Source organism: Lysinibacillus sp. RC79 (genome assembly GCF_041262405.1).
GTDB lineage: Bacteria > Bacillota > Bacilli > Bacillales_A > Planococcaceae > Lysinibacillus.
In genome coordinates this window covers 1-20,858 of the sequence record NZ_JBGCCD010000010.1, presented here as the reverse complement: position 1 = coordinate 20,858, position 20,858 = coordinate 1, and the positions used below count along the sequence as shown (strand labels likewise).

20 protein-coding genes are annotated in these 20,858 nt (G+C 38.4%); 14 read left to right on the top strand and 6 right to left on the bottom strand.

Going from position 1 to position 20,858, the window contains the following annotated elements:
* Positions 1-27 precede the first annotated feature (27 nt).
* On the bottom strand, positions 28-1,590 hold the full coding sequence (locus ABH968_RS11780) for a bifunctional metallophosphatase/5'-nucleotidase (RefSeq protein ID WP_370044220.1): 1,563 nt from the start codon (positions 1,588-1,590) through the stop codon (positions 28-30).
* Between the two features lie 181 nt (positions 1,591-1,771).
* Here ABH968_RS11780 and ABH968_RS11775 point away from each other — a divergent pair, with 181 nt between their 5' ends.
* From ABH968_RS11775 to ABH968_RS11755, 5 genes are all read left to right on the top strand, one after another.
* Positions 1,772-2,839, top strand: coding sequence for a phosphate/phosphite/phosphonate ABC transporter substrate-binding protein (locus ABH968_RS11775; RefSeq protein ID WP_370044219.1), 1,068 nt, complete (start codon positions 1,772-1,774; stop codon positions 2,837-2,839).
* Positions 2,840-3,002: 163 nt separating this feature from the next.
* Positions 3,003-3,803 carry a phosphonate ABC transporter ATP-binding protein gene (gene phnC / locus ABH968_RS11770; protein WP_370044218.1) on the top strand — a complete coding sequence of 267 codons (801 nt, stop codon included), beginning with the start codon at positions 3,003-3,005 and terminating at the stop codon, positions 3,801-3,803.
* A complete protein-coding gene (gene phnE / locus ABH968_RS11765) occupies positions 3,760-4,575 on the top strand; it encodes a phosphonate ABC transporter, permease protein PhnE (RefSeq protein ID WP_370044217.1) in 816 nt (271 codons plus the stop codon). The genes phnC and phnE (ABH968_RS11765) overlap by 44 nt, the downstream gene beginning before the upstream one ends.
* 10 nt (positions 4,576-4,585) lie before the next feature.
* Entirely contained in the window at positions 4,586-5,392 is an 807-nt protein-coding gene (gene phnE / locus ABH968_RS11760; RefSeq protein ID WP_370044216.1) for a phosphonate ABC transporter, permease protein PhnE, read from the top strand.
* A 183-nt stretch (positions 5,393-5,575) separates the two neighbouring features.
* Positions 5,576-6,310: a hypothetical protein gene (locus ABH968_RS11755; protein ID WP_370044215.1), complete on the top strand. Its 735-nt coding sequence runs from the start codon at positions 5,576-5,578 to the stop codon at positions 6,308-6,310.
* A gap of 252 nt (positions 6,311-6,562) precedes the next feature.
* Here ABH968_RS11755 and ABH968_RS11750 read toward each other — a convergent pair whose 3' ends face one another.
* The gene (locus tag ABH968_RS11750; protein WP_370044214.1) at positions 6,563-6,943 is read right to left on the bottom strand and encodes a hypothetical protein; all 381 of its coding nucleotides are present in this window, start codon (positions 6,941-6,943) and stop codon (positions 6,563-6,565) included.
* 171 nt (positions 6,944-7,114) lie between these two features.
* On the opposite strand from ABH968_RS11750, the gene ABH968_RS11745 reads away from it, so the two are divergent.
* Both ABH968_RS11745 and ABH968_RS11740 read left to right on the top strand, forming a co-directional pair.
* Positions 7,115-7,645: an NfeD family membrane protein gene (locus tag ABH968_RS11745; protein WP_053482607.1), complete on the top strand. Its 531-nt coding sequence runs from the start codon at positions 7,115-7,117 to the stop codon at positions 7,643-7,645.
* Between the two features lie 15 nt (positions 7,646-7,660).
* Positions 7,661-9,223, top strand: coding sequence for a flotillin lipid rafts scaffold protein FloT (locus ABH968_RS11740; RefSeq protein WP_370044213.1), 1,563 nt, complete (start codon positions 7,661-7,663; stop codon positions 9,221-9,223).
* Between the two features lie 49 nt (positions 9,224-9,272).
* Here ABH968_RS11740 and ABH968_RS11735 read toward each other — a convergent pair whose 3' ends face one another.
* Both ABH968_RS11735 and ABH968_RS11730 read right to left on the bottom strand, forming a co-directional pair.
* Complete coding sequence (locus ABH968_RS11735; protein WP_370044212.1) at positions 9,273-9,815, bottom strand: GNAT family N-acetyltransferase; 543 nt, start codon at positions 9,813-9,815, stop codon at positions 9,273-9,275.
* Positions 9,816-9,832: 17 nt separating this feature from the next.
* Complete coding sequence (locus tag ABH968_RS11730; protein WP_370044211.1) at positions 9,833-10,657, bottom strand: methyl-accepting chemotaxis protein; 825 nt, start codon at positions 10,655-10,657, stop codon at positions 9,833-9,835.
* Between the two features lie 371 nt (positions 10,658-11,028).
* Between ABH968_RS11730 and ABH968_RS11725 the strand changes: the two genes are divergently transcribed.
* The gene (locus tag ABH968_RS11725) at positions 11,029-12,237 is read left to right on the top strand and encodes an MFS transporter (protein WP_370044210.1); all 1,209 of its coding nucleotides are present in this window, start codon (positions 11,029-11,031) and stop codon (positions 12,235-12,237) included.
* Positions 12,238-12,363: 126 nt separating this feature from the next.
* Positions 12,364-13,014, top strand: coding sequence for a peptidylprolyl isomerase (locus ABH968_RS11720; protein ID WP_370044209.1), 651 nt, complete (start codon positions 12,364-12,366; stop codon positions 13,012-13,014).
* Positions 13,015-13,092: 78 nt separating this feature from the next.
* On the opposite strand, the gene ABH968_RS11715 is transcribed toward ABH968_RS11720, so the two are convergent.
* Both ABH968_RS11715 and ABH968_RS11710 read right to left on the bottom strand, forming a co-directional pair.
* Positions 13,093-13,875, bottom strand: a complete 783-nt coding sequence (locus ABH968_RS11715; RefSeq protein ID WP_370044208.1) for an enoyl-ACP reductase FabI — start codon at positions 13,873-13,875, stop codon at positions 13,093-13,095.
* A gap of 306 nt (positions 13,876-14,181) precedes the next feature.
* Complete coding sequence (locus ABH968_RS11710; protein WP_053482601.1) at positions 14,182-14,430, bottom strand: ferredoxin; 249 nt, start codon at positions 14,428-14,430, stop codon at positions 14,182-14,184.
* 107 nt (positions 14,431-14,537) lie between these two features.
* Between ABH968_RS11710 and ABH968_RS11705 the strand changes: the two genes are divergently transcribed.
* From ABH968_RS11705 to ABH968_RS11685, 5 genes are all read left to right on the top strand, one after another.
* Positions 14,538-15,491 (top strand): YpbB family protein, encoded by a 954-nt coding sequence (locus ABH968_RS11705; RefSeq protein WP_370044207.1) that lies wholly within the window; start codon positions 14,538-14,540, stop codon positions 15,489-15,491.
* 74 nt (positions 15,492-15,565) lie between these two features.
* Positions 15,566-17,008, top strand: coding sequence for a RecQ family ATP-dependent DNA helicase (locus ABH968_RS11700; RefSeq protein WP_370044206.1), 1,443 nt, complete (start codon positions 15,566-15,568; stop codon positions 17,006-17,008).
* Between the two features lie 300 nt (positions 17,009-17,308).
* Positions 17,309-18,070 carry a LysM peptidoglycan-binding domain-containing protein gene (locus ABH968_RS11695; protein ID WP_370044205.1) on the top strand — a complete coding sequence of 254 codons (762 nt, stop codon included), beginning with the start codon at positions 17,309-17,311 and terminating at the stop codon, positions 18,068-18,070.
* Positions 18,071-18,229: 159 nt separating this feature from the next.
* Positions 18,230-18,985 carry a metallophosphoesterase gene (locus ABH968_RS11690; protein WP_370044204.1) on the top strand — a complete coding sequence of 252 codons (756 nt, stop codon included), beginning with the start codon at positions 18,230-18,232 and terminating at the stop codon, positions 18,983-18,985.
* A 604-nt stretch (positions 18,986-19,589) separates the two neighbouring features.
* Positions 19,590-20,555, top strand: a complete 966-nt coding sequence (locus tag ABH968_RS11685) for a YpdA family putative bacillithiol disulfide reductase (protein ID WP_370044203.1) — start codon at positions 19,590-19,592, stop codon at positions 20,553-20,555.
* The last annotated feature ends 303 nt before the right edge of the window (positions 20,556-20,858 follow it).

Here is a 20,858-nt window from a genome sequence, read left to right as displayed (position 1 = left end):
TACAGGAAAAGAGCGAATTTTTTTATGCTAAAACGTTACCTGCCAATTTTCATTACATGTTGCATGAATAGATGGGTGTTTTAAAATATAATCTGCAATTAGCTCCGTTATATCAATTTGTATTTCCTTCACGACAGGACGGTTTCTTAAAAAATCGAAATTCCCTGCCCCAGTTGCACGATAGCTACTCATAACAACGTCGAATTCTTCATCCATCTTTATAGGCTCACCGTTGATGGTAAGCTTAGTTACACGCTCACCAATAGGCTTTGAAATATCAAAAATATATTCGATACCTTCCCACATGTCATAATTATAAGGCTGTGCTTTAGGATAAAGAAAAGACTCGGCTACTTTCAGTTCTCCCGCCTCTACAGTAAAATAAGTCGCTGATTGTTCAAGGGCGAGTAAGATGTCGAGCCCAGATAAACGAAGAACTTTTAATGTATTTTCGTAAATATAGTTTGTAACAATATCACGAATTGTTACCTCTTGTTTTAAGCCACCACGCTCATCGTGAAAGAGCGCTGTACAAGAAATAGAAGCTCCAGATGACTCCATTTGAATATGATTTATAAATTCGATATATGGATGCTCTTGAATACGTGCAAAAAATGTATTCTCGATTAGCATATTTCCATGAATGATCCCAATCGTTTCATCTAACCACGCCTCTGTTTTGTCAAAAGTAGGGGAGATGATGCCACAAACAGATGTATTAGGTTTCATATCTTCTGTAACATATATCAGTGATGGTGTATGGGTAATCGAGTGGATTTTCTTTTGGCTGTCCATCATAATTTTTAGTTCTATACTAGCTAAGCAAGTTCCTTTAGTGTTAGGCTGTACTATTGATTTTCCCATAAATGTTGTGCTAATTTCACGATGCTGATGACCGGAAATGATGATATCCACTTCTTCGATTTCGGTACATATACGATATCCTTGATTTTCCCCGTCTTCTGTTTCGAGTAATTCTCCGGTTTCTAGACTTCGCTCAAATCCTCCGTGGTAGCAAAGAATAAGAACATCAATTTGCTCATTTGAGCGTATCCATTTTGCCCAGTAGCTTGCACTAGAGAAAGCATCTTCAAAACGAAGCCCACTGATATGATACGGTTCCTCCCATTTAGTTACAAAATGAGTTGTAACGCCTAAAATAGCTATGCGAACGCCTTCTATTTCTTTGATGATATAGGGCTTTGTAAAATGCTGTCCATCATTCGTTAAAATGTTAGCGCCTAGCCATGGAAATTTGGACTGACTTATTACAGATTGTAAGGCAGACAGCCCATAATTAAATTCGTGATTACCAAATATCATCGCATCATATTGAAGAGCATTGGCAACCTGTATTAATGGATTAGGCTCTTGTGCTTGAAATTTTTGATGATAATAGGTCAACGGACTTCCTTGAATAAAATCTCCGTTATCAATTAAAATTGTTGGCCCTTCCAACCTTTTTTCCTGGATGATTGTTGCTAGTTTAGCTAAACCTAGTGCCTCATTGAGTGTATTCCGGAAAGTGGTAGGCATTATATAACCGTGAATATCACTAGTTGCAAGTATTTGTATTTTTTTTACAGTCATAAGAAGTCCTCCGTTAGTTAGTATATCCATAGTATATAAAGTTATTTTTAATAATTTTGCGTATTTACGATATCAAAATATTGTTTTACATATTAGAAACATATATTTACCTTCTATTAATACCAGGAAAATATTTACTGTTTATACTGAGGAGGCATTCGAAAATGGGGAGGATAATAACTTGAAGAAATTACTATTTTTCTGTTTAACATTAATGTTTTCAGTGTTCTTGATGGCATGTGGAAACGAGGCTTCCAAAACTTCTAATTCTGACGAGACTGTAGATGTGTCCTCAGAAGTAAAAGGCAATGAATCTATAAAAAAATTAACGATTGGCTTTGTGCCTTCACGTGATCCGGATGAAATTATTACAGCAACGGAGCCTTTAAAAAATTTATTAAAGGACGAGCTTGTAAATTTAGGCTATGACGTAGGTGAAATTGATATTACAGTAGGCACAAATTATGAAGCAGTTGGCGAAGCATTATCAGCAGGTACTACTGATATTGGTTTAATTCCTGGGGGAACATATGTCCTTTATGATGATGGCGCAGAAGTTATTTTAACGGCAACGCGTGCAGGTTTAAGTAATGATTCAGATAATCCAGTCGATTGGAATAAAAACAAGCCGACTGCACCAACAACGAAACAAACGACATCTTACCGAGCGATTTTAGTTGCGGGGCCATCGGAAAAAGGAAAAGCTTTAGCAGCGAAAGTAAATAACGGTGAAGAATTAACTTTCGAGGATTTAAATAATGTCACTTGGAATGTTATGTCTTCGTCTTCACCAGCAGGCTATATTTACCCAACATTATGGTTACATGAGAAGTTTAATAAAACAATCCCAGATTTAGCGAAGGTTGTTCAGGCTGATTCCTATGGCAATGCCTTTGCACGTTTGGCTATAGGTCAAACTGATGTACTGGTCACATATGCAGATGCACGTAGAGATTATGAGGAAAGCTGGAAAGGTGAATTTGGTCGCAAAGCTTCAATTTGGGAGGAAACAGATTTAATCGGTGTAATGCCTGCTATTTATAATGACACAATTAGCGTAAGTAAAAATTCGAAGGTCATGAATGATAATTTAAAAAAGGCTATTCAGCAAGCATTTATTAATATTGGAAACTCTGAAAAAGGTAAGGAAGTTATCGCTATCTACAGCCATGAAGGTTATCAGGTAGCAAAGGATAGTGACTATGACAATGAGCGTAAGGCTCAGGAATTAGTTCAAAACCTTAAATAGAATGGAACAGAGCTGTTCATAGTGAAGAATCTGCGAAGCTTGCGGCTTACCCGCAGAAGGCTTGCAGATTCTTTTTTGTTCTTCATCTTAAGTTGGGAATGACATTATGGCGATAAGCCCTTTTTATAATACTACAGCACTTTGTCAGAAATGGAGCGGTTCTATGATTGAGTTTAAAGAGGTAGAAAAAAGATACCCAAATGGCTTTCTTGCTTTAAATCAAATTAACCTACAAATTGAGCAGGCCGAATTTGTTGCTATTATTGGCTTATCAGGTGCAGGGAAATCAACCTTATTGCGCTGTATAAATAAAATGCATGACATCACAGGAGGATCATTACGAGTAGATTCTGTTGACGTACAACAGCTAAAGGGGAAGGGGATACGAAAATTACGACGTAATATCGGGATGATTTTTCAATCTTTTAACCTTGTAACACGTGTATCTGTTTTGAAAAATGTCCTCGTTTCCTTTGTGCCTAATATGCCGTTTTGGCGAAAAATGCTCGGCATCTTTACTGAAGAAGAGAAGCTTAAAGCATTAATGGCACTTGATCAGGTAGGTATTTTAGACAAGGCGTATGTACGTGTAGATCAGTTATCTGGTGGTCAACAACAGCGTGTAGCCTTAGCGCGTACCCTCGCGCAAAATCCATCAATTATTTTAGCGGATGAACCTGTTGCTTCATTAGACCCCGTCACTGCAAAGCAAGTCATGGAGGATTTTAAACGCATTAATCATGAGTTCAATATGACAATTATTATTAATATTCATCACGTTGAACTGGCATTAGCCTATGCAACTCGTGTTATTGGTGTAAGAAGCGGTGAAATTGTTTTTGATGGGCGAGCTAGTGAGGTAGACGAGGAAATTCTTTCGTATATCTATAACAATAATGAAGGGAGGGGGGCAAACAATCATGCAATGGAGGCTGCTATCCCAGAAAAAAATAGTATTGCCTAATGGCAAAGAAGTGCTGGAGAAGCGCTCGATAATGCCATTGATGTGGCTTATTCTGCTTCTATTAACGTTCCTTTCAATTCGTATTACAGGTTTTAGCATAGAGGTTATTGTCAATCGAATCAGTCAGTTTTTCGTCATTATACAAAAGATGATACCACCTAATTGGACGTATGTATCGAAGCTATGGCAGCCGTTATTCGATACGATTAAAATGTCATTGTTTGGTTCCATAGTAGGTGCTATCTGTGCCTTGCCTATCGCAATGCTTGCTGCGACAAATATTACAAAAAATAAATGGATCACTATGTCGAGCAAATTTATTTTAAGCTTGCTTCGAACATTGCCTACTTTGATTGTTGCTCTTATAGCAACATTTATATTCGGGCTTGGTACAATGGCTGGTACGATTGCTATTTTTTTATTTACCATTGCATATGTTGGAAAATTGTTATATGAGCAAATTGAAAATGTCGATATGAAGGCATATGAAGCAATGCATTCGATGGGACTGACAACGATTCAAGCATTTCGTTATGCGATACTGCCTCAGATTCTTCCTAATTACTTATCGACATCTTTATTTTGCTTTGAAGGAAATGTTCGTTATGCGTCTATTTTAGGCTATGTTGGTGCTGGTGGGGTTGGTTTACTTCTCAACGAAAGTCTAGGATGGAGAAGCTATGCGAATGTGGGTATGATTTTACTAATGCTTGTTTGTACCGTTTTTATTATTGAAACAACTAGCGAATATCTTCGCAAGAAATTAATGTAGGGGTGATGCTATGAATGCAATCGACAAGCAATTACAATTACAACCAAATCGACGCATGTCATACATCATGACCGTCTTTATTTTAAGTATTTTATTTGTATGGTCTGTGTCAACAATTCATTTTGAAAATGTATCGTTAAATGGTACGAAGATTGCTAAAAACATATTTGTAGGACTGCTAAATCCTGATTGGTCATTAATTTTTAATGTGTCTACTGGTGGTATCCCTTATTTATTAATTGAAACAATGGCAATTGCCTTTCTCGGTACGATTGTAGGTGCATTGTTGGCAATACCTTTGGCCTTTTTATCAGCTTCAAATATTATGCCGAAACCAATTGCATTTGTAGTTCGATTGTTGTTAATCATCATTCGCACTATTCCAGTAATCGTATACGGACTTATGTTTATCAGGGTAACAGGCCCTGGCCCATTTGCTGGTGTGTTAACAATGTCATTGACGTCTATCGGAATGCTATCAAAGCTGTATGTAGATGTAATTGAGGACTTAGATAAAAGTGTACTAGAGTCAATGGAGGCTATCGGCTGCACATTAATGGAGAAGATCCGATTTGGAATATGGCCACAGCTGACGGCATTATTTTTATCTATTGTGATCTACCGTTTTGATATGAATTTGCGTGATGCAACAGTACTCGGCCTAGTTGGGGCTGGCGGAATAGGAGCACCACTTATTTTTGCTATGAATGCCTATAAGTGGTCAGAGGTAGGAGCTATTTTATTGGGACTAATTTTGCTTATTTTAGTCGTGGAGTATGTTTCAAACCGTGTACGAACAAAGCTTGTCAGAGGATAAAGTGATAAAATTTTTATCATGATAAAAAATGAGGCAATCCTGAATGGTATCTACTATTCAGGATTTTTGAATTACTGTTCAAAAGAAGGATTTTCAATCTTTAAAAGTTTTTTACTTGAAAAAATGGCGAATTCGATTTACTCTCTTTAGAGATACTTGTTTAATGGACTTGGAGGATATGAAATGCACGGAATTTATATACGCTATAATGTCTTAGAAGAAACCCCAGCAGCACAATGGCCCAAAAAAATGGATGCATTTGCGTATGTTCAACGAGGAAAGCTACAACAAGACAATGACAACTTGCTATCGATGGAAGAGCTAAAAAGCCATGCAATTCGCTATATTAAAAGCTTAAAAGACAATGCAGGTGATCATTTAGTAGAACAACGCAATGGTGAAATTGAGCACTTTGATCGACGCTATATGGAATCCTTAAAGGTAAAGGAAAGCATCGATTCACAGCTTATTAATCTAGAAGAAATTCGTTTACTTTTACAGTTAATGAATGTATTGAATTTATCACATGGTTTCGGAGAAAATGCTGGAAAGCTGCTACGTCAAATTACCCCATATGCAAAAGAGGTAGAGCACCCAACATTCCAAACAACTCGTGTTGAGCGACATTTTTATTCTGAACTAATTGAACAAATTGAAGTAGTATATGCACGAATTATGCGTCACCACAACCCATCAACAACTGAAATGCAGCATTCAGAAAAGATATGGACAGGAGTTTGTGAACAAGCAATTGAAAAGGTTGAATCGCGAATTGAACGCCTGTCTTCTATCAAGTTAAAGCATGAGAAAAATTTGCTAGAGTTTAGTCAATTAAAACAGCAAAATATTGAGGCAAAGGAACGCCTAGATATTGCTGTCAATGATCTTGATGCTATTTTAAATGTACTAGAATCCTAAGAAAAGCATGTCCGCCGATTGGAGCTTTACAAGTAAAGCCCAATCGGTGACATGCTTTTTGTTTTTTGAATCATCACCGAAAGTTGGAGATGCCATTTGTTAAAACGTAAGCTATTTATATAGGTTGAATGGAGCGTAAGCGAAGGGGCTCATCGGACGCCCCCAGGAAAGCGCCTAGTCGGAACAGAAATCAACTCCACGCTATGGTGATTGACCTGTTTTTTTAGTGTTCTTGCAAATTATTGTTACTTGCTACTGCTTTGCTTCTCTCTCAGACTGTTCTTTCTTGGATTGACGATAAACACGCAGTAAATCAAGTGCAAGCAACAGCACGATAATATAAAAAATAGGACTATTAAATGATAGACCTATTTGTGATTCGCCACCAAGTAATGTTAGTACAATCCAAAGACCGACTGTATATACTGTTAAGCCAACATAGGCTTTTTTTGAAAGCTTTTTATATCTACCCTTGTCCATCGTGATTTGTACGATTACAAGAGCTATTAATATAAGAAGGGTGATTTTTTTAGACAGTATCTCAGCTGTTGTAGTGTGTGGAAAGAAATCATTGACGAATAGTAAGGTGAAAAATACAAGAATACAAAAATTTAAAATCGATGAAAGCCTCATTCAATATCTCCTTAGCCATTATTCCCTTTATTGTAACATGGCTAATATTACTTTAAAAAGTTTACTATTTCAAAATCTATCATTCGAAAATTAAGAAAATGTGAAAAATTACGAAACCTTTTCGAGGCTGAATCCGTATAGTAGGTAATACAATGAAAAGGGGTGAACAACTTGACGCTATTTGGCTATTCACTCGAGCAGATCTTTTTAGTGGGATTAATATTTGGTGGCCTTGCAACTCTTTTATTTACGTTTTTTAGTGATGCTGTCGAGGGCATTGGAGAGGGACTACCGATTTTTAATCCAAGTGTCATTCTATCTTTCATTACGTTGATGTCAGCAACAGGATTTATTTTAGAAAAACTAGCCTTCTTCCCTAGCGTTTGGAACATTGTTGCTGCTTGTATAATCGGAGCTATTTTAAGTGCACTATTTTATTTATTTGTTCTTGTTCCGCTACGATCGGCCGATGTTTCGTTAGCTTATACGGAAGAATCACTTGGTGGCCAGCTAGGAAAGGTCATTGTCCCAATCCCGACAGACGGTTTTGGAGAGGTAGTTATTGAAACGACTAGCGGTATGATTTCGAAGCGGGCAACAGGTTTTGACAATGAGGCTATCGATTACGATACGACGGTACTTGTTGTAGAAGTGAAGGAAGGAACACTGTTTGTGAGATCTTATGATAAGAAATTTTTATAAAGGAGCGATATTTATATGTCAACGGAAATTTTAATTGTTATAGGGATTGTAGCATTTGTTTTAATCGCACTAGTTGGACTGTATGTGACTAAGTATCGTACAGCGGGTCCTGATGAAGCACTGATTGTGACAGGTAGCTATCTTGGCTCAAAAAATGTACATAAAGATGAGTCAGGAAATCGTATAAAAATTATCCGTGGTGGCGGTACATTTGTATTCCCGATTTTCCAGCAGGCACATCCATTAAGCTTATTGTCAAGTAAGCTTGATGTGACAACACCTGAAGTGTATACAGAACAAGGTGTACCCGTTATGGCCGATGGAACAGCTATCATTAAAATTGGCGGTTCCATTTCAGAAATTGCAACGGCAGCGGAGCAATTTTTAGGAAAGCAAAAGGAAGAGCGTGAAAATGAGGCGCGTGAAGTATTAGAAGGTCATTTACGTTCAATCTTAGGTTCAATGACGGTTGAGGAAATTTATAAAAACCGTGATAAATTCTCTCAGGAAGTACAACGTGTTGCATCTCAGGACTTGGCGAAGATGGGTCTGACAATCGTATCCTTTACGATTAAAGATGTACGCGATAAAAATGGCTACTTAGAATCACTTGGTAAGCCACGTATTGCACAGGTTAAACGTGATGCGGATATTGCTACTGCAGATGCTGATAAGGAAACACGTATTAAGCGTGCTGAAGCATCGAAAGAAGCTCAAAAGGCAGAACTTGAACGTGCGACAGAAATTGCAGAAGCCGAAAAAGAAAATCAATTAAAGGTAGCAGAATTCCGTCGAGAGCAAGATATTGCAAAAGCTCGTGCAGACCAAGCGTATGAGCTAGAAACGGCACGTGCAAAGCAGGAAGTAACTGAACAGGAAATGCAAATTCGCATTATTGAACGTCAAAAACAAATTGAATTAGAAGAAAAAGAGATTTTACGTCGTGAGAAGCAATACGATTCAGAAGTTAAGAAAAAGGCGGATGCTGATCGTTACGCTGTCGAGCAAAATGCAGAGGCAGCCAAAATGCGTGAACTAGCGCAAGCAGATGCGGAGAAATACCGTATCGAATCATTAGCAAAAGCCGAAGCAGAGAAAATTCGTTTGGACGGTCTTGCGAAAGCGGATGCTGAGCGTGCAAAAGGGGAAACAGATGCGGATATTATTCGTCTTCGTGGTCTTGCTGAAGCCGAGGCAAAACGTAAAATTGCGGAAGCCTTCGAATACTACGGTCAAGCAGCTGTCCTTGATATGATTGTACGTATGATGCCAGAATATGCGAAAGAGCTTGCAAGTCCACTTGGCAATATCGATAAGATTACTGTTGTTGATACTGGCGGTGGGGAAGGAAGCGGCGGTGCCAATAAAGTAACTGCCTACGCAACTAATTTAATGTCAACATTACAGGAATCGTTGAAGGAAACTTCAGGGATTGACGTGAAGGAACTAATTGAAAGCTATGCAGGTAAGCATACATTGCGTCCAGAGCTAGAACAAATAGCAGTAGGCTTAGGAAAGCAAGCACCAGCTACAGCTAATGAAACGCAAGACGAGATAAAAGAAACAGTTGAACAATAATAAACTATAGCCGCCTGATATCTGTGATATCGGGCGGCTATTTTTGCTTCTATTTTTCCTTCCACTCACTAGCGAGCATACCGTAAGCAACATGGTCAACATAATGATCGTAAAGCCATTCTGCTGCACGAATCGTTCCTTCTTTTGTAAAGCCTAGTCGTTCAGGGATGGCACGGCTTTTTTCGTTGCCCTCAGCAGCACGAATTTCGACCTTATTGAGCTGTAAATCCTCAAAAGCATATTGTAATAATGCCTGTACGGTCTTTGTCATAATACCATGCCCTTGAGCTCCTTCACTGAGCCAATAGCCAATAGCAGCAATTTTATTGCTATGATTTATCGTATTAAAGCCAGCAATGCCTACTATTTTATTTCTAAAAATGATGACAAGAGAGAGGCTGCTTTTAGCTTCGTGTCCTTTTATACAGCCTTCTATATAAGCCGTTGTATCGGCTACTTCTTTTGTAAAATCTAGCCACGGCAACCATTCACGTAAATATGCTCGTGATGCATCTGTTAAGGCAAAAGCCGCATTAGCATCTTCTAATTCGATAGTACGTAAGGATAATTCCGGATTAATTGTAATTTGCAATATTCTTCACCTCTTAATTATTTTAAGGCATCATGCATAAAGCCCTTCATTTCATGACTAAGAACTGTTAACTCCTCAATAATTTCACTAAAATCTTGAACAAGTTGAGCCTGTTCGTTTGTTGCGTCATTGATTTGCCCCATATTTTGCTTAAGGTTATCAAGGTTTCTATTTATATTTCGTAGGGATGCTTCAATGTTTTCAGTGGCGCTTGATGTTTCAAAAGAGAGCTTTCTAACTTCCTGCGCTACGATGTTAAAGCCAGCACCATGCTGACCCGCACGAGCCGCCTCAATAGATGCATTTAAGCCGAGTAAATTTGTTTGGCGAGAAATGTTTTTTATTAAATCTGTTACTTCATTTGTTTTCTCTGAATCTTCAAGGGCGTGCTGTGCTTGTTTGTTAATTTCCTCACTTGTTGCTGCTAATTCCTCTGAATGTGAGGCGATAGTATGTACTTTGTCCTGTAGGCTGTTTACAATGTTATCCAATGTACCCATGTAATCCTCGAGTTTAAGCTCATTGTCGATTGGTAGTCCAAATGCTAGAGCACCTACGACTTTACCATTTTCACGGATTGGAAATGAAAAAGCATTGATGGCAACTCCATATACATCCTTTGGTATAACGACATCAGCATTTTTTCCATTAAAGGCAATGAAAACATTTTGGTCATTAGCATTTACTTTTTGTCCATCTAGATAGCCTGAATCTACACGTTTACCAGCTAAATATTTTACAACTGTTTCACTTTCCTTCTCAACGACAGCCACGATTGCTTCTTCCTTTAATGCAAGGTGAATATAGGGTGCTGAAAGGGCTAAAGCTTCAATAATTTTCATGAAAATTCCTCCAAGTCTGTGCAACGAAAATAGTTTGGTCATCGGAGCTAATATTGCCAATGATTGCTAGATGATTACATTCACTGTAACACAATATTTGCTAACTCAAAATAGAAATTTATTTGAAGATATGTAATTGCAATCACAGGAAGATTATCAAATAAAATAATGCACTCAACACTAAAAATAGTGGGCTCATCACCAAAAGTTGTGGATGACATTTGTTAAAACGTATGCCAAATCAACAACACGTTATGGCAATGATTCAAACGGTGGCAAATTTGTCTATTTTTTGACAAACAATCGTGTGTTTTGAAGATTATTGTATTAGAATAATAGAAGAATTTGAAGTGCGTTAAGGAGAGAGAGAAATGGATTACATTCAAAAGGGGACTAAGGCGTTTCATAAAGCAAACTGGGCTTTATTTTTAGCAGGCTTTATTACCTTCGCCAACTTATATGTATCACAGCCATTATTACCAACATTTGCGAAGGAGTTTCATGTATCACCAGCTGTTGCGAGTTTAACGCTTTCTGTGACAACCTTTGCATTATCCATAAGTATGATTATTGTTGGCTCATTATCAGAAGCATGGGGCAGGAAATCTTTAATGACGATTTCTATTTTGGGGGCATCTATTATTACGCTTGCACTTGCCTTTTCTCCTAATTTTGAAACGATATTAGTGTTACGTGTTATACAGGGAGTCGTTTTTGCAGGATTGCCGGCAATTGCGATGGCTTATTTAGGGGAGGAAATGGATCCTTCTAGTTTAGGGATTGCGATGGGTTTATACATAAGTGGTAATTCGGTAGGTGGCCTTAGTGGACGAGTGATTATAGGGACATTAACGGATCTTTACAATTGGCAGGTGGGGATGATTGTACTGGGTGTCATTAGTCTTATGATTAGCGTGTTATTTATCTGGATGCTACCTAACTCCAAGCATTTTACAGCACGTCCATTACAGATAAAATCATTGGCGACATCTCTTTTACAACATTTAAAGGACCCATCTATGCTTTGTCTTTTTGGTATTAGCTTTGTATTAATGGGAAGCTTTGTGACTCTTTATAACTACATTGGCTTTAAATTGATGGCGCCACCTTATAATTTAAGTGCCACGATTGTTGGTTGGATTTTTGTCATTTACTTAGTAGGTACATTTAGCTCTGCTTGGTTCGGTAGTCTAGCTGATCAATATGGCCGTCAAAAGATGCTGTTATTGTCCATCGCGATCATGTTTACAGGGGCAATTTTTACATTAAATGGGCTGCTTAGTTTGAAAATTATAGGGATTACAATCTTTACATTTGGCTTCTTTGCAGCGCACTCGATTGCCAGCGGCTGGGTAAGTAAACGAGCCACTCATGATAAAGCACAAGCATCTTCTCTCTATTTATTTTTCTATTATTTTGGTTCAAGTGTTGGAGGAACAATAGGAGGGATATTCTGGATGCATTACGGCTGGGGAGGCGTTATTGCAATGATTGCTGTATTTTTAGTCGTTGCATGCTTACTATCTTTTTTATTAAAGGGGATTATTGCTAAACAACAGCGCATTGCATTAGGGCACTAGGAATAGTAATTTTTTGTTAGCTTATTTACTTTTTAGCCATCTTCATTAATTATTATAAAAATGATTTGTCGTAAACTATTTGATAATATAATGAGTAGACTGGTGATAAAGAGGAGTTGAAAGAATATGTTCGCGCGTTATAAAGGATTTTCTATTGTCTTTGCATTGCTGATGGTAGCATTTGTTTTGACAGGTTGTGGAGCCGCTAAAGATAGTGGGCAATCGGAAGGAAATGTAGATTATTCATCAAAAGTGAAGGAAAATCCAATTGTGACGATTACGATGAACAATGATGAAAAAATCGTAATCGAATTAGAGCCTTCTACAGCGCCGAATACGGTAGCTAATTTTATTTCCTTAGTTAAAAAAGGTTTTTATGATGGTCTTATTTTCCATCGAGTTGTCCCTGATTTTATGATTCAAGGTGGAGATCCTTCAGGTAATGGTACGGGTGGTCCAGACTATTCGATAGAAGGTGAGTTTTCATCAAATGGTTTTAAAAATGATTTAAAGCATGAACGTGGTGTCATTTCAATGGCTCGTTCGCAGGATCTGAATTCTGCGGGATCTCAATTTTTCATTATGGTAAAGGATACATCGCAGCTTGATGGCGATTATGCTGCCTTTGGAAAAGTGATCGAGGGGATGGAAATAGTAGATGCTATCGCTGCTGCTGAACGAGATGGTGCAGATAAACCATTAAAAGATCAGCAGATGAAAAAGGTAGAAGTAGATACAAAGGGCTTTGATTATCCAGCCCCAAAGGTACTGAAATAACAGTTGTGAAAATCTGAGGTACAATACGAAACAAAGAAGCATGAGAGATCAATGATGATCTCTCATGCTTCTTTGTATTTATCCCATAATATTGTAGCCAGCGTCGATGTAAATCGTTTCGCCTGTCACACCGCGTGATAAGTGAGACAGCATCACGATTGTCATATCTGCTACTTCGTCTTGTTGAACATTACGTTTTAATGGAGCTGTTTCTTCAATCTTGTGTAAAATTGTATTGAAGGAAGGAACTCCTTTTGCAGCAAGTGTACGAATCGCTCCAGCTGAGATAGCATTAACGCGAATATTATCTTTACCAACATCTGCAGCAAGATAGCGCATAGATGCCTCTAATGCAGCTTTCGCTACACCCATGACGTTGTAGCCATCAAGTACGCGCTCAGCTCCTAAGTAACTCATTGTTACGATAGAACCGCCTTCAGTCATATAAGGATGTGCGGCCTTTGCTGCTGAAATAAGAGAATAGGCGCTGGTATCTTGTGCAAATGCATAGCCATCACGAGTTGTATTTAAGAAGCGATTGTGTAAATCTTCTGCATTGGCAAAGGCTACTGAGTGCACGATACCATGGATAACGCCTACTTTTGTACCGATTTCATCAAAAGCTGCTTTTGTGCTTTCGTCGCTGTTGACATCACATTGTACAATCAGTGAATCAGATTGTCCGATATTCTCTAATTGCTTTTGTAATTTTTTTAATGAACGTTCTTGACGATATGTGAAAATAACATTTGCACCTACGTCAAATAAACGTTTTGCGATACCCCAAGCAATACTTCGATCGTTTGCCACACCCATTACGACAATATTCTTATCTTTTAATTGTAATAAATTATCCATCATCTATAAGAACCCCTTTATGAAATAATATCTGTTATTAGTACCAACTACTAAAATCTTATCATACATAAAAAATGGTTGCAATAACAAGATGAAAAGAGTGACAAACTTTACGTTGGAAAGAACAAAAAAATTCATCCCTGCTATGTTAGAGACGAATCCAGTAGATGTTATTTAATTGGTTCAACCAAAGTATGTATATCCAAGGGGAAATTAACCATGCAATCTAACGTTGGCGTTTGTAACGAGGGAATCAAATAAAGGCATCCAGTTAAGGATGCCTTTAAAGATACGTATGAAGTATAAAAACTACTCGAATTTTAATGAGTCGCCATCAAAAGTTTCATCTGCTACTTTGATTGAGTCAGTTGGGCATCCTTCGAAAGCGTCTTGCATGTCTTCTAGTAGATCTTCTGGAACTTCAGCAGTTCCCATGTTATCATCTAAAATAACGAAGGCAATACCTTCATCATCATAATCATAAATATCTGGTGCTGCGGCTCCGCAAGCGCCACAAGCGATGCATGTATCTTTATCAACAATTGTGAATTTAGCCATTTTTCATTCTCTCCTTTTACATGTTCCTACAAAGCTTCATACTCATTTTAAAGATGTTTATCTTACATTTCAACATAAATACTATTAAATTGGAGGAATTTGCGTCTATGTTTCATCAAATTTTATTGCAAATCTTTCAAAAACTAAATAATGAAAGAACAATTTCTGCTGCTTATCATGTATTAAGAGGAAAGCGCTCAGGTCAGACTATTCAAGACATCGGCCTATTTCAGTTACATAATTATTTTGGGCTATTACCTAAGTTACCTAGGAAGACATTTGATGAAGCTGTAACTTCGTTTTTACAGTATAGTTGGTTAACTATGCAAGAATCTGGTCACTATTCCATGAAAAAGCTAGGTTTACAACGAGCGGAGCAGACTCCTGATTTTTTATTTGACGGATGGCACTATCGGGGAAATGAGCATGTATTTCTTGCGAGGTTCTCGTTAATTGTACAAAGTTTATCTTTTCAAAGTGCTGGGGTTCGTTCATTTTCTCCTATTTGTAAGGATACGAATATTCAGTCTTGGGTTCGTACATTTTTAGTCGAGCATAACTATCAAGATGGGCATTTACAGCAACAATTATTGGAGGAATGTGAACAGGTGCTTTCTGAGTTACCCTTATCAGATGCCAACAAACAGCTCGTCCTCTATCGATTGAGTGGTCATAGTTTACCAGGATGGACGTGGCAGCAGCTTGCGAGTGAACGTCAGGAAACAGTTTTAGATTGTCAATTAGCGTTTATAGAATTGCTACATACATTATTAAATGAATTTCATCAAACAAATGATTATCCGTTACTTAGTAAAGTGGCAGAAGGATTAAGAGTCAAAGCATTACTAACCGATTCAGCACAGCAAACAGCACATTTATATGAGCAGGGCTATTCAATTGAACAGATTGTGCAAATAAGGAAACTAAAACAAAGTACAATCGAGGATCATTTGGTAGAATTAGCCATGAATGAACCGAACTTTTCGATTGGTCCATTCGTCTCTTATGAAGAAGCGGAAAAAGTTTGGCAGGCATCGAAACACTATCAAACAAAAAATTGAAAACATTGCATGAAGTGGTTGAAGGTATGAGTTATTTCCAGTTAAGGCTTGTCCTCGCGAAAGGAGAAGTATAAATGGAGCTTGAACAAACATTAACAAAGTATTTTGGCTATACAGCATTTCGTCCTGGCCAAAAAGAGGTCATTGAAGCAATTCTAGAAGAAAAAGATGTTATTGCTTTATTACCAACTGGAATGGGGAAGTCACTTTGTTACCAGCTATCAGGATATGTCCTGCAGAAGCCAGTATTAATTGTTTCTCCTCTGCTTTCTCTAATGCAGGATCAGGTAGAGGAGCTAAAACGCTTTGGTGAAAAGAGGGTAGTTGCCTTAAATTCATTTTTAACCGTAAGTGAAAAACGATATGTATTACATTTTTTAGAGCAGTATCGTTTTATATTTACATCACCAGAGATGCTTTTACAGCAGCAAGTTCAAGACAAGCTTTCACAAATGCAGCTAGGTCTTATCGTCGTGGACGAGGCACATTGTATTTCTCAGTGGGGCTTTGATTTTCGACCAGATTATTTACGAATTGGACAATGGTTTTCACAAGTAAATCGTCCACCGATTTTAGCATTATCAGCGACTGCGACGAATAAAGTAGTCAATGACATACGAGATACATTGTCGCTAGATACACCATTTGAGTTTTTGTACAATGTGGATCGGCCTAATATTCATCTAGGGCGTGTTGTATTTGAGGATAGGGCAGATAAAACACACTGGATTATGCAGCATGTTAAAGAGACAGCAGGGCCGGGTATATTATATATGTCCTCGCGGAAGCGTGCTGAACAATATAGAGAAGCGCTTATACAGGCTGGTATACGAGCGGCAGCTTATCATGCAGGCTATAGTGCTGAGGACCGTCAGTTTATTCAGCAACAATTTATTGACGGGGAACTCGACTGGATTGTGGCTACAAATGCTTTTGGGATGGGTATCAATAAGCCGGATATTCGTCAGGTTATCCATGAAATGATGCCCGCTAATGTAGAAAATTACATGCAGGAGATTGGCCGTGCAGGGCGTGACGGTCAAACAGCTCTCGCGATATTACTTTATAGTGATGGTGACGAGGAACTTGCGAAATTTGTTGTAACAGGTGATTTGCCAACATCCGTTCATGTCGACCGTTATCAGGAATTACTAAATCAACAAGTACACCCTTCCAAAATGCTGAAAAATGGAGAGCTGAGTGAGACCGCTTTTCGTGTGCTTGATTACTGGCTGCAACAAGAAACGATGGAACAAGTTAAAGTGCGTTTAAATCATTTAGCACTGGAAAAATATCGTGCTGTCGATAAAATGCATAAAATTACTCAGACAAAAGACTGTATCCGCACACAGCTAGTCGGGTATTTTGGGCAAAAATTGTTGGAAAAACCGGAAAACTGTTGTGAAAATTGTGGAATCCATTATGATGAAATCAATAAGGTACGCTTGAAAGAAGAGAAGAAAATAGAAATGATTCCATGGAAAAGTCGGCTAAAGCAACTCTTAATGGGTTGTTAGAGGTTCATTCACCGGAAGTTTTGGATGACATTTTGTTACAACGTTTGTCTTGGATTAGTTGATTGGAGTGGAATTTGAGGGAATTCTTGAGGAATAGAGTCACAGACGAGACCTGTTTCAGAGGATGTCGTTCAGAAGTAGCTCATCGAATGCCACCAGGAAAGCACCGAGTCGTAACGGAAATCAACCCCGAGTTAGGTGAGGAGCCTTTTTAGACTAAAACTGACGGTCATTTACTTTTTTCGCAAAATTCGTCATAATAGAATGATAGAAAGCGTAGTAAGGTTGGAGGAACGGCGAATGAGTAAAGAAGATTATCGCGATAAAATCGAAGAGCATCGTCAATCTTTTGAAGAAGAACAAAAAGAACAGCAAGCTTTATCTAGAGTTTCAAGAATGAATAAAAATGGGAGTAATAACGATAAAAAGCCAAAAAAAACAAAACGAAAACCGCCATTAATGACGATTCTTTTTGTAATTTTTATCTTAATTCCATTATCGATATTAGTCTATTTTTTAAAATTCTATGAACCTGGAACAACAATTGAAGAGGCTGAAAAAAAATCTTCGGATCAAGTTGTAGAATTTGACAATTCAGGGGATGAAGGTAAGGTAGCTGTGTCAACTGACAAAAACAAAGCAAAAGAAGACGATAAAGCAAACAAAGATAAAACAGACAAAGCAAAAGAGCCATCTAAGAAAGACGCTGAGAAAGTAGCAGCTGAGCAGAAGGCAGCTGAGGAAGCGAAAAAGGCCGAAGCAGCCAAGAAGGCAGAAGAAGCTAGAAAAGCCGAGGAAGCTAAAAAAGCTGAGCAAGCTAGAATAGCACAACAAGCACGAAAGGCCGAGGAAGCGCGTAAAGCTGAGGAAGCACGCAAAGCAGAAGAAGCAAAACAATCTGCAAAAGCAAGTACTCATACTGTAAAAGCAAATGAAAATCTGTATCGTATTGCATTGAATCACTACGGTGATGGCAGTGAAGCAACACTAGCGAAAATTCGTGCAGCAAACGGTATGTCTTCAAATAATGTAATGATTGGGCAAGTTATTAAATTACCATAAGAAAAGAAGGTGTCATTCTTTGGCAATGATGTTTTTCTAGTATAAAATAATGGACAAACGTTAACACCAATATGGTCGAGGCGTACGTCTGATTTAGTGAAAAGGCGATTCTTCATTATTACGAATCGTCTTTTTGCTTTCGTAAGGAGATGTGAGGGAATGATTTATTTTGGACTATTTGTTTTAGTAGTCATCGCGTTCCTGCTTTATATGTTGAAGGTGGCACATGAAAACAATGTTTTACATCATCAATTGCTATTAAAGGGTGAACAGGAAAAGATCCGACTATTTTTTATTTCGGATACACATTTACGCAAAATTAACCGCCAGATGATTGAGCAGTTAGATGGTCAATTTGATGCTGTTATTATTGGTGGAGATTTTGCGGATGGACGCACACCAATTCAACGTATTCATGACAATCTAAAATTATTAACTCCTTTAGGACCAACTTATTTTGTATGGGGTAATAATGACAGAGAAGTAGGTGAAGAGCGATTACGAAGTATTTTACAGGAACATGGTGTTCAGATCATCGCCAATGATGCTGTATTATTACCTAAAAAAAACCGCTTTTGGCTAAATGCAATTGAAGACACATCGACAATGAAATATAGCTTTGATGAAGCATTTGCAAAAGTAGGAGAGAAAGACCTAGTTGTTTTCATCTCACATAACCCTGGTGTTTTTGCAAGAGTCCGTGCAAAATTTAGAGCAGATTTAATGATTGGTGGGCATTTACACGGTGGTCAAATTAGAATTGGCCCATACGGTGTGCATCCTAACGGTTCATATCGGGAGCGTGAAGGTGTGATGACGTTAGTAAGTAACGGCTATGGTACGACATTATTACCTTTCCGACTTGGTGCGAGACCACAGTGTCATATTATTGACATTGAAATTTCGGGTAAATAAACAACCAAAACTCGAGAGAAGGCGTATAATGGAAGGATAAGGATTTATTCGGTAAAAGCCCGATTAATCAATTATGCCTCGGCAAAATTGCGTCCGGAATCGGCTTTGTGCATGCACAAAGAACTCCTTTCCGATTTCCGTGACATCCGCCGGAGGCTTTAGGCCAACAAATGTTTTTTGCGCGAAAGCGAAGCGTCAGCAGCAGATGTTTTTTGCGCGAAAGCGTAGTGCTAACGCAGCGTCAGCAAGGTGTTTTGTCTGTGCGAAAGCGAAGCGACAGCAAGGTGTTTTGTCTGTGCGAAAGCGAAGCGACAGCAAAAGGGTTTCATCTGCGCGAAAGCGTAGCGGCAGCGGCAACAGCACGATGTTGGTCACTCAGGCGTTTTCACAGGATGTGAAGTTCTTAGCCTGAGTTCCTCTATTTCAGTGGATGTTTGGAAACCCGCTGAAAAGTAACTTAAACCCGCATTCATCTAACCATCTATAGAGGTGGGAGACTTCTGTAGCTGACGCTTTGCTTTCGCTACATAAAATAATTGCTGAAAGAAGTTAAAAGTAAAGTATGAGCAAATTGCTTATACAAAGTTGATAGGAGTGTCAAGAAATGCAGCAAGTAGATGCAATTATTGTTGGAGGAGGCCCATGTGGTTTAGCAGCAGCAATAGCCTTGCAAAATATTGGTTTAAAGCCAATTGTCATTGAAAAAGGAAATATCGTTAATGCGATTTACAATTACCCTACGCATCAAACTTTTTTTAGTACGAGTGAACGTCTAGCTATCGGTGATGTGCCCTTTATTATTGAAGGTCGTAAACCAAAGCGAAATCAAGCACTAGTTTATTATCGAGAAGTTGTGCGTTTGAAGGATATTCAAGTAAACCGCTTCGAGAAAGTAAATAGCGTTGTAAAAAATGGAGCGGTGTTTACAGTAACGACAGATAAAGAGGTCTATACAACACCTTATGTAGTGATCGCAACAGGCTACTATGACCATCCGAATTATTTAAACATCCCAGGTGAGAAATTGCCGAAAGTCTTCCATTACTTTAAAGAGGGACATGAATTTTTTGATACTGATGTTCTCGTAATAGGTGGGAAAAATTCGGCAATAGATGCAGCGCTTGAGTTGAATAAGGCAGGAGCTCGCGTCACGGTTGCATATCGTGGTAGTGAGTATTCACCTAGCATCAAGCCATGGGTTTTACCAGAATTTGAAGGTGTAGTACGAAATGAAGAAGTCCAAATGCATTTCAATACAAATATACTGGAAATCCGTGAGCATGAGGTTGTATTAGAAATTGATGGTAGCAAGAAAACTATAAAAAATGATTTTGTTTTTGCGATGACAGGCTATCATCCAGATCATTCATTTATTCGAGCAATGGGTGTCTCTATTGATTATGAAACGGGCCGTCCTTTCTTTAATTCGGAAAATATGGAAACAAATGTAGAAGGATTATTTATTGCAGGAGTTATTGCAGCAGGAAATAATGCTAATGAAATTTTTATCGAAAATGGCCGTTTCCATGGCGAGTGCATTGCTAAGACAATTGTAGAAAGAGCTAAATAACGATAGGAGCTGTATAGGCATGTAAGCTTATACAGCTTTTTTTAAAACGTTGGATGAAGTGCAAGAGCGACGGATAGAAGAGTCAAAGTGACGGACAGAAGGGCCAGAGCGACGGATAGAGGTCGAAGCGACGGATAGAAGAGTCAAAGCGACGGATGAAAGGGCAAGAGCGACGGATGGAAGAGTCAAAGCGACGGATAAAAGTGCAAGAGCGACGGATAGAGGTCGAAGCGACGGATAGAAGAGTCAAAGCGACGGATGAAAGGGCAAGAGCGACGGATGGAAGAGTCAAAGCGACGGATA

Coding starts and splice junctions, on each gene's coding strand:
- ABH968_RS11780 (WP_370044220.1), bottom strand. CDS start 1,590: ATGACTGTAAAAAAAATACAAATACTTGCAACTAGTGATATTCACGGT.
- phnC (WP_370044218.1), top strand. CDS start 3,003: ATGATTGAGTTTAAAGAGGTAGAAAAAAGATACCCAAATGGCTTTCTT.
- phnE (WP_370044217.1), top strand. CDS start 3,760: ATGCAATGGAGGCTGCTATCCCAGAAAAAAATAGTATTGCCTAATGGC.
- phnE (WP_370044216.1), top strand. CDS start 4,586: ATGAATGCAATCGACAAGCAATTACAATTACAACCAAATCGACGCATG.
- ABH968_RS11755 (WP_370044215.1), top strand. CDS start 5,576: ATGCACGGAATTTATATACGCTATAATGTCTTAGAAGAAACCCCAGCA.
- ABH968_RS11750 (WP_370044214.1), bottom strand. CDS start 6,943: ATGAGGCTTTCATCGATTTTAAATTTTTGTATTCTTGTATTTTTCACC.
- ABH968_RS11740 (WP_370044213.1), top strand. CDS start 7,661: ATGTCAACGGAAATTTTAATTGTTATAGGGATTGTAGCATTTGTTTTA.
- ABH968_RS11730 (WP_370044211.1), bottom strand. CDS start 10,657: ATGAAAATTATTGAAGCTTTAGCCCTTTCAGCACCCTATATTCACCTT.
- ABH968_RS11725 (WP_370044210.1), top strand. CDS start 11,029: ATGGATTACATTCAAAAGGGGACTAAGGCGTTTCATAAAGCAAACTGG.
- ABH968_RS11720 (WP_370044209.1), top strand. CDS start 12,364: ATGTTCGCGCGTTATAAAGGATTTTCTATTGTCTTTGCATTGCTGATG.
- ABH968_RS11715 (WP_370044208.1), bottom strand. CDS start 13,875: ATGATGGATAATTTATTACAATTAAAAGATAAGAATATTGTCGTAATG.
- ABH968_RS11710 (WP_053482601.1), bottom strand. CDS start 14,430: ATGGCTAAATTCACAATTGTTGATAAAGATACATGCATCGCTTGTGGC.
- ABH968_RS11705 (WP_370044207.1), top strand. CDS start 14,538: ATGTTTCATCAAATTTTATTGCAAATCTTTCAAAAACTAAATAATGAA.
- ABH968_RS11700 (WP_370044206.1), top strand. CDS start 15,566: ATGGAGCTTGAACAAACATTAACAAAGTATTTTGGCTATACAGCATTT.
- ABH968_RS11695 (WP_370044205.1), top strand. CDS start 17,309: ATGAGTAAAGAAGATTATCGCGATAAAATCGAAGAGCATCGTCAATCT.
- ABH968_RS11690 (WP_370044204.1), top strand. CDS start 18,230: ATGATTTATTTTGGACTATTTGTTTTAGTAGTCATCGCGTTCCTGCTT.
- ABH968_RS11685 (WP_370044203.1), top strand. CDS start 19,590: ATGCAGCAAGTAGATGCAATTATTGTTGGAGGAGGCCCATGTGGTTTA.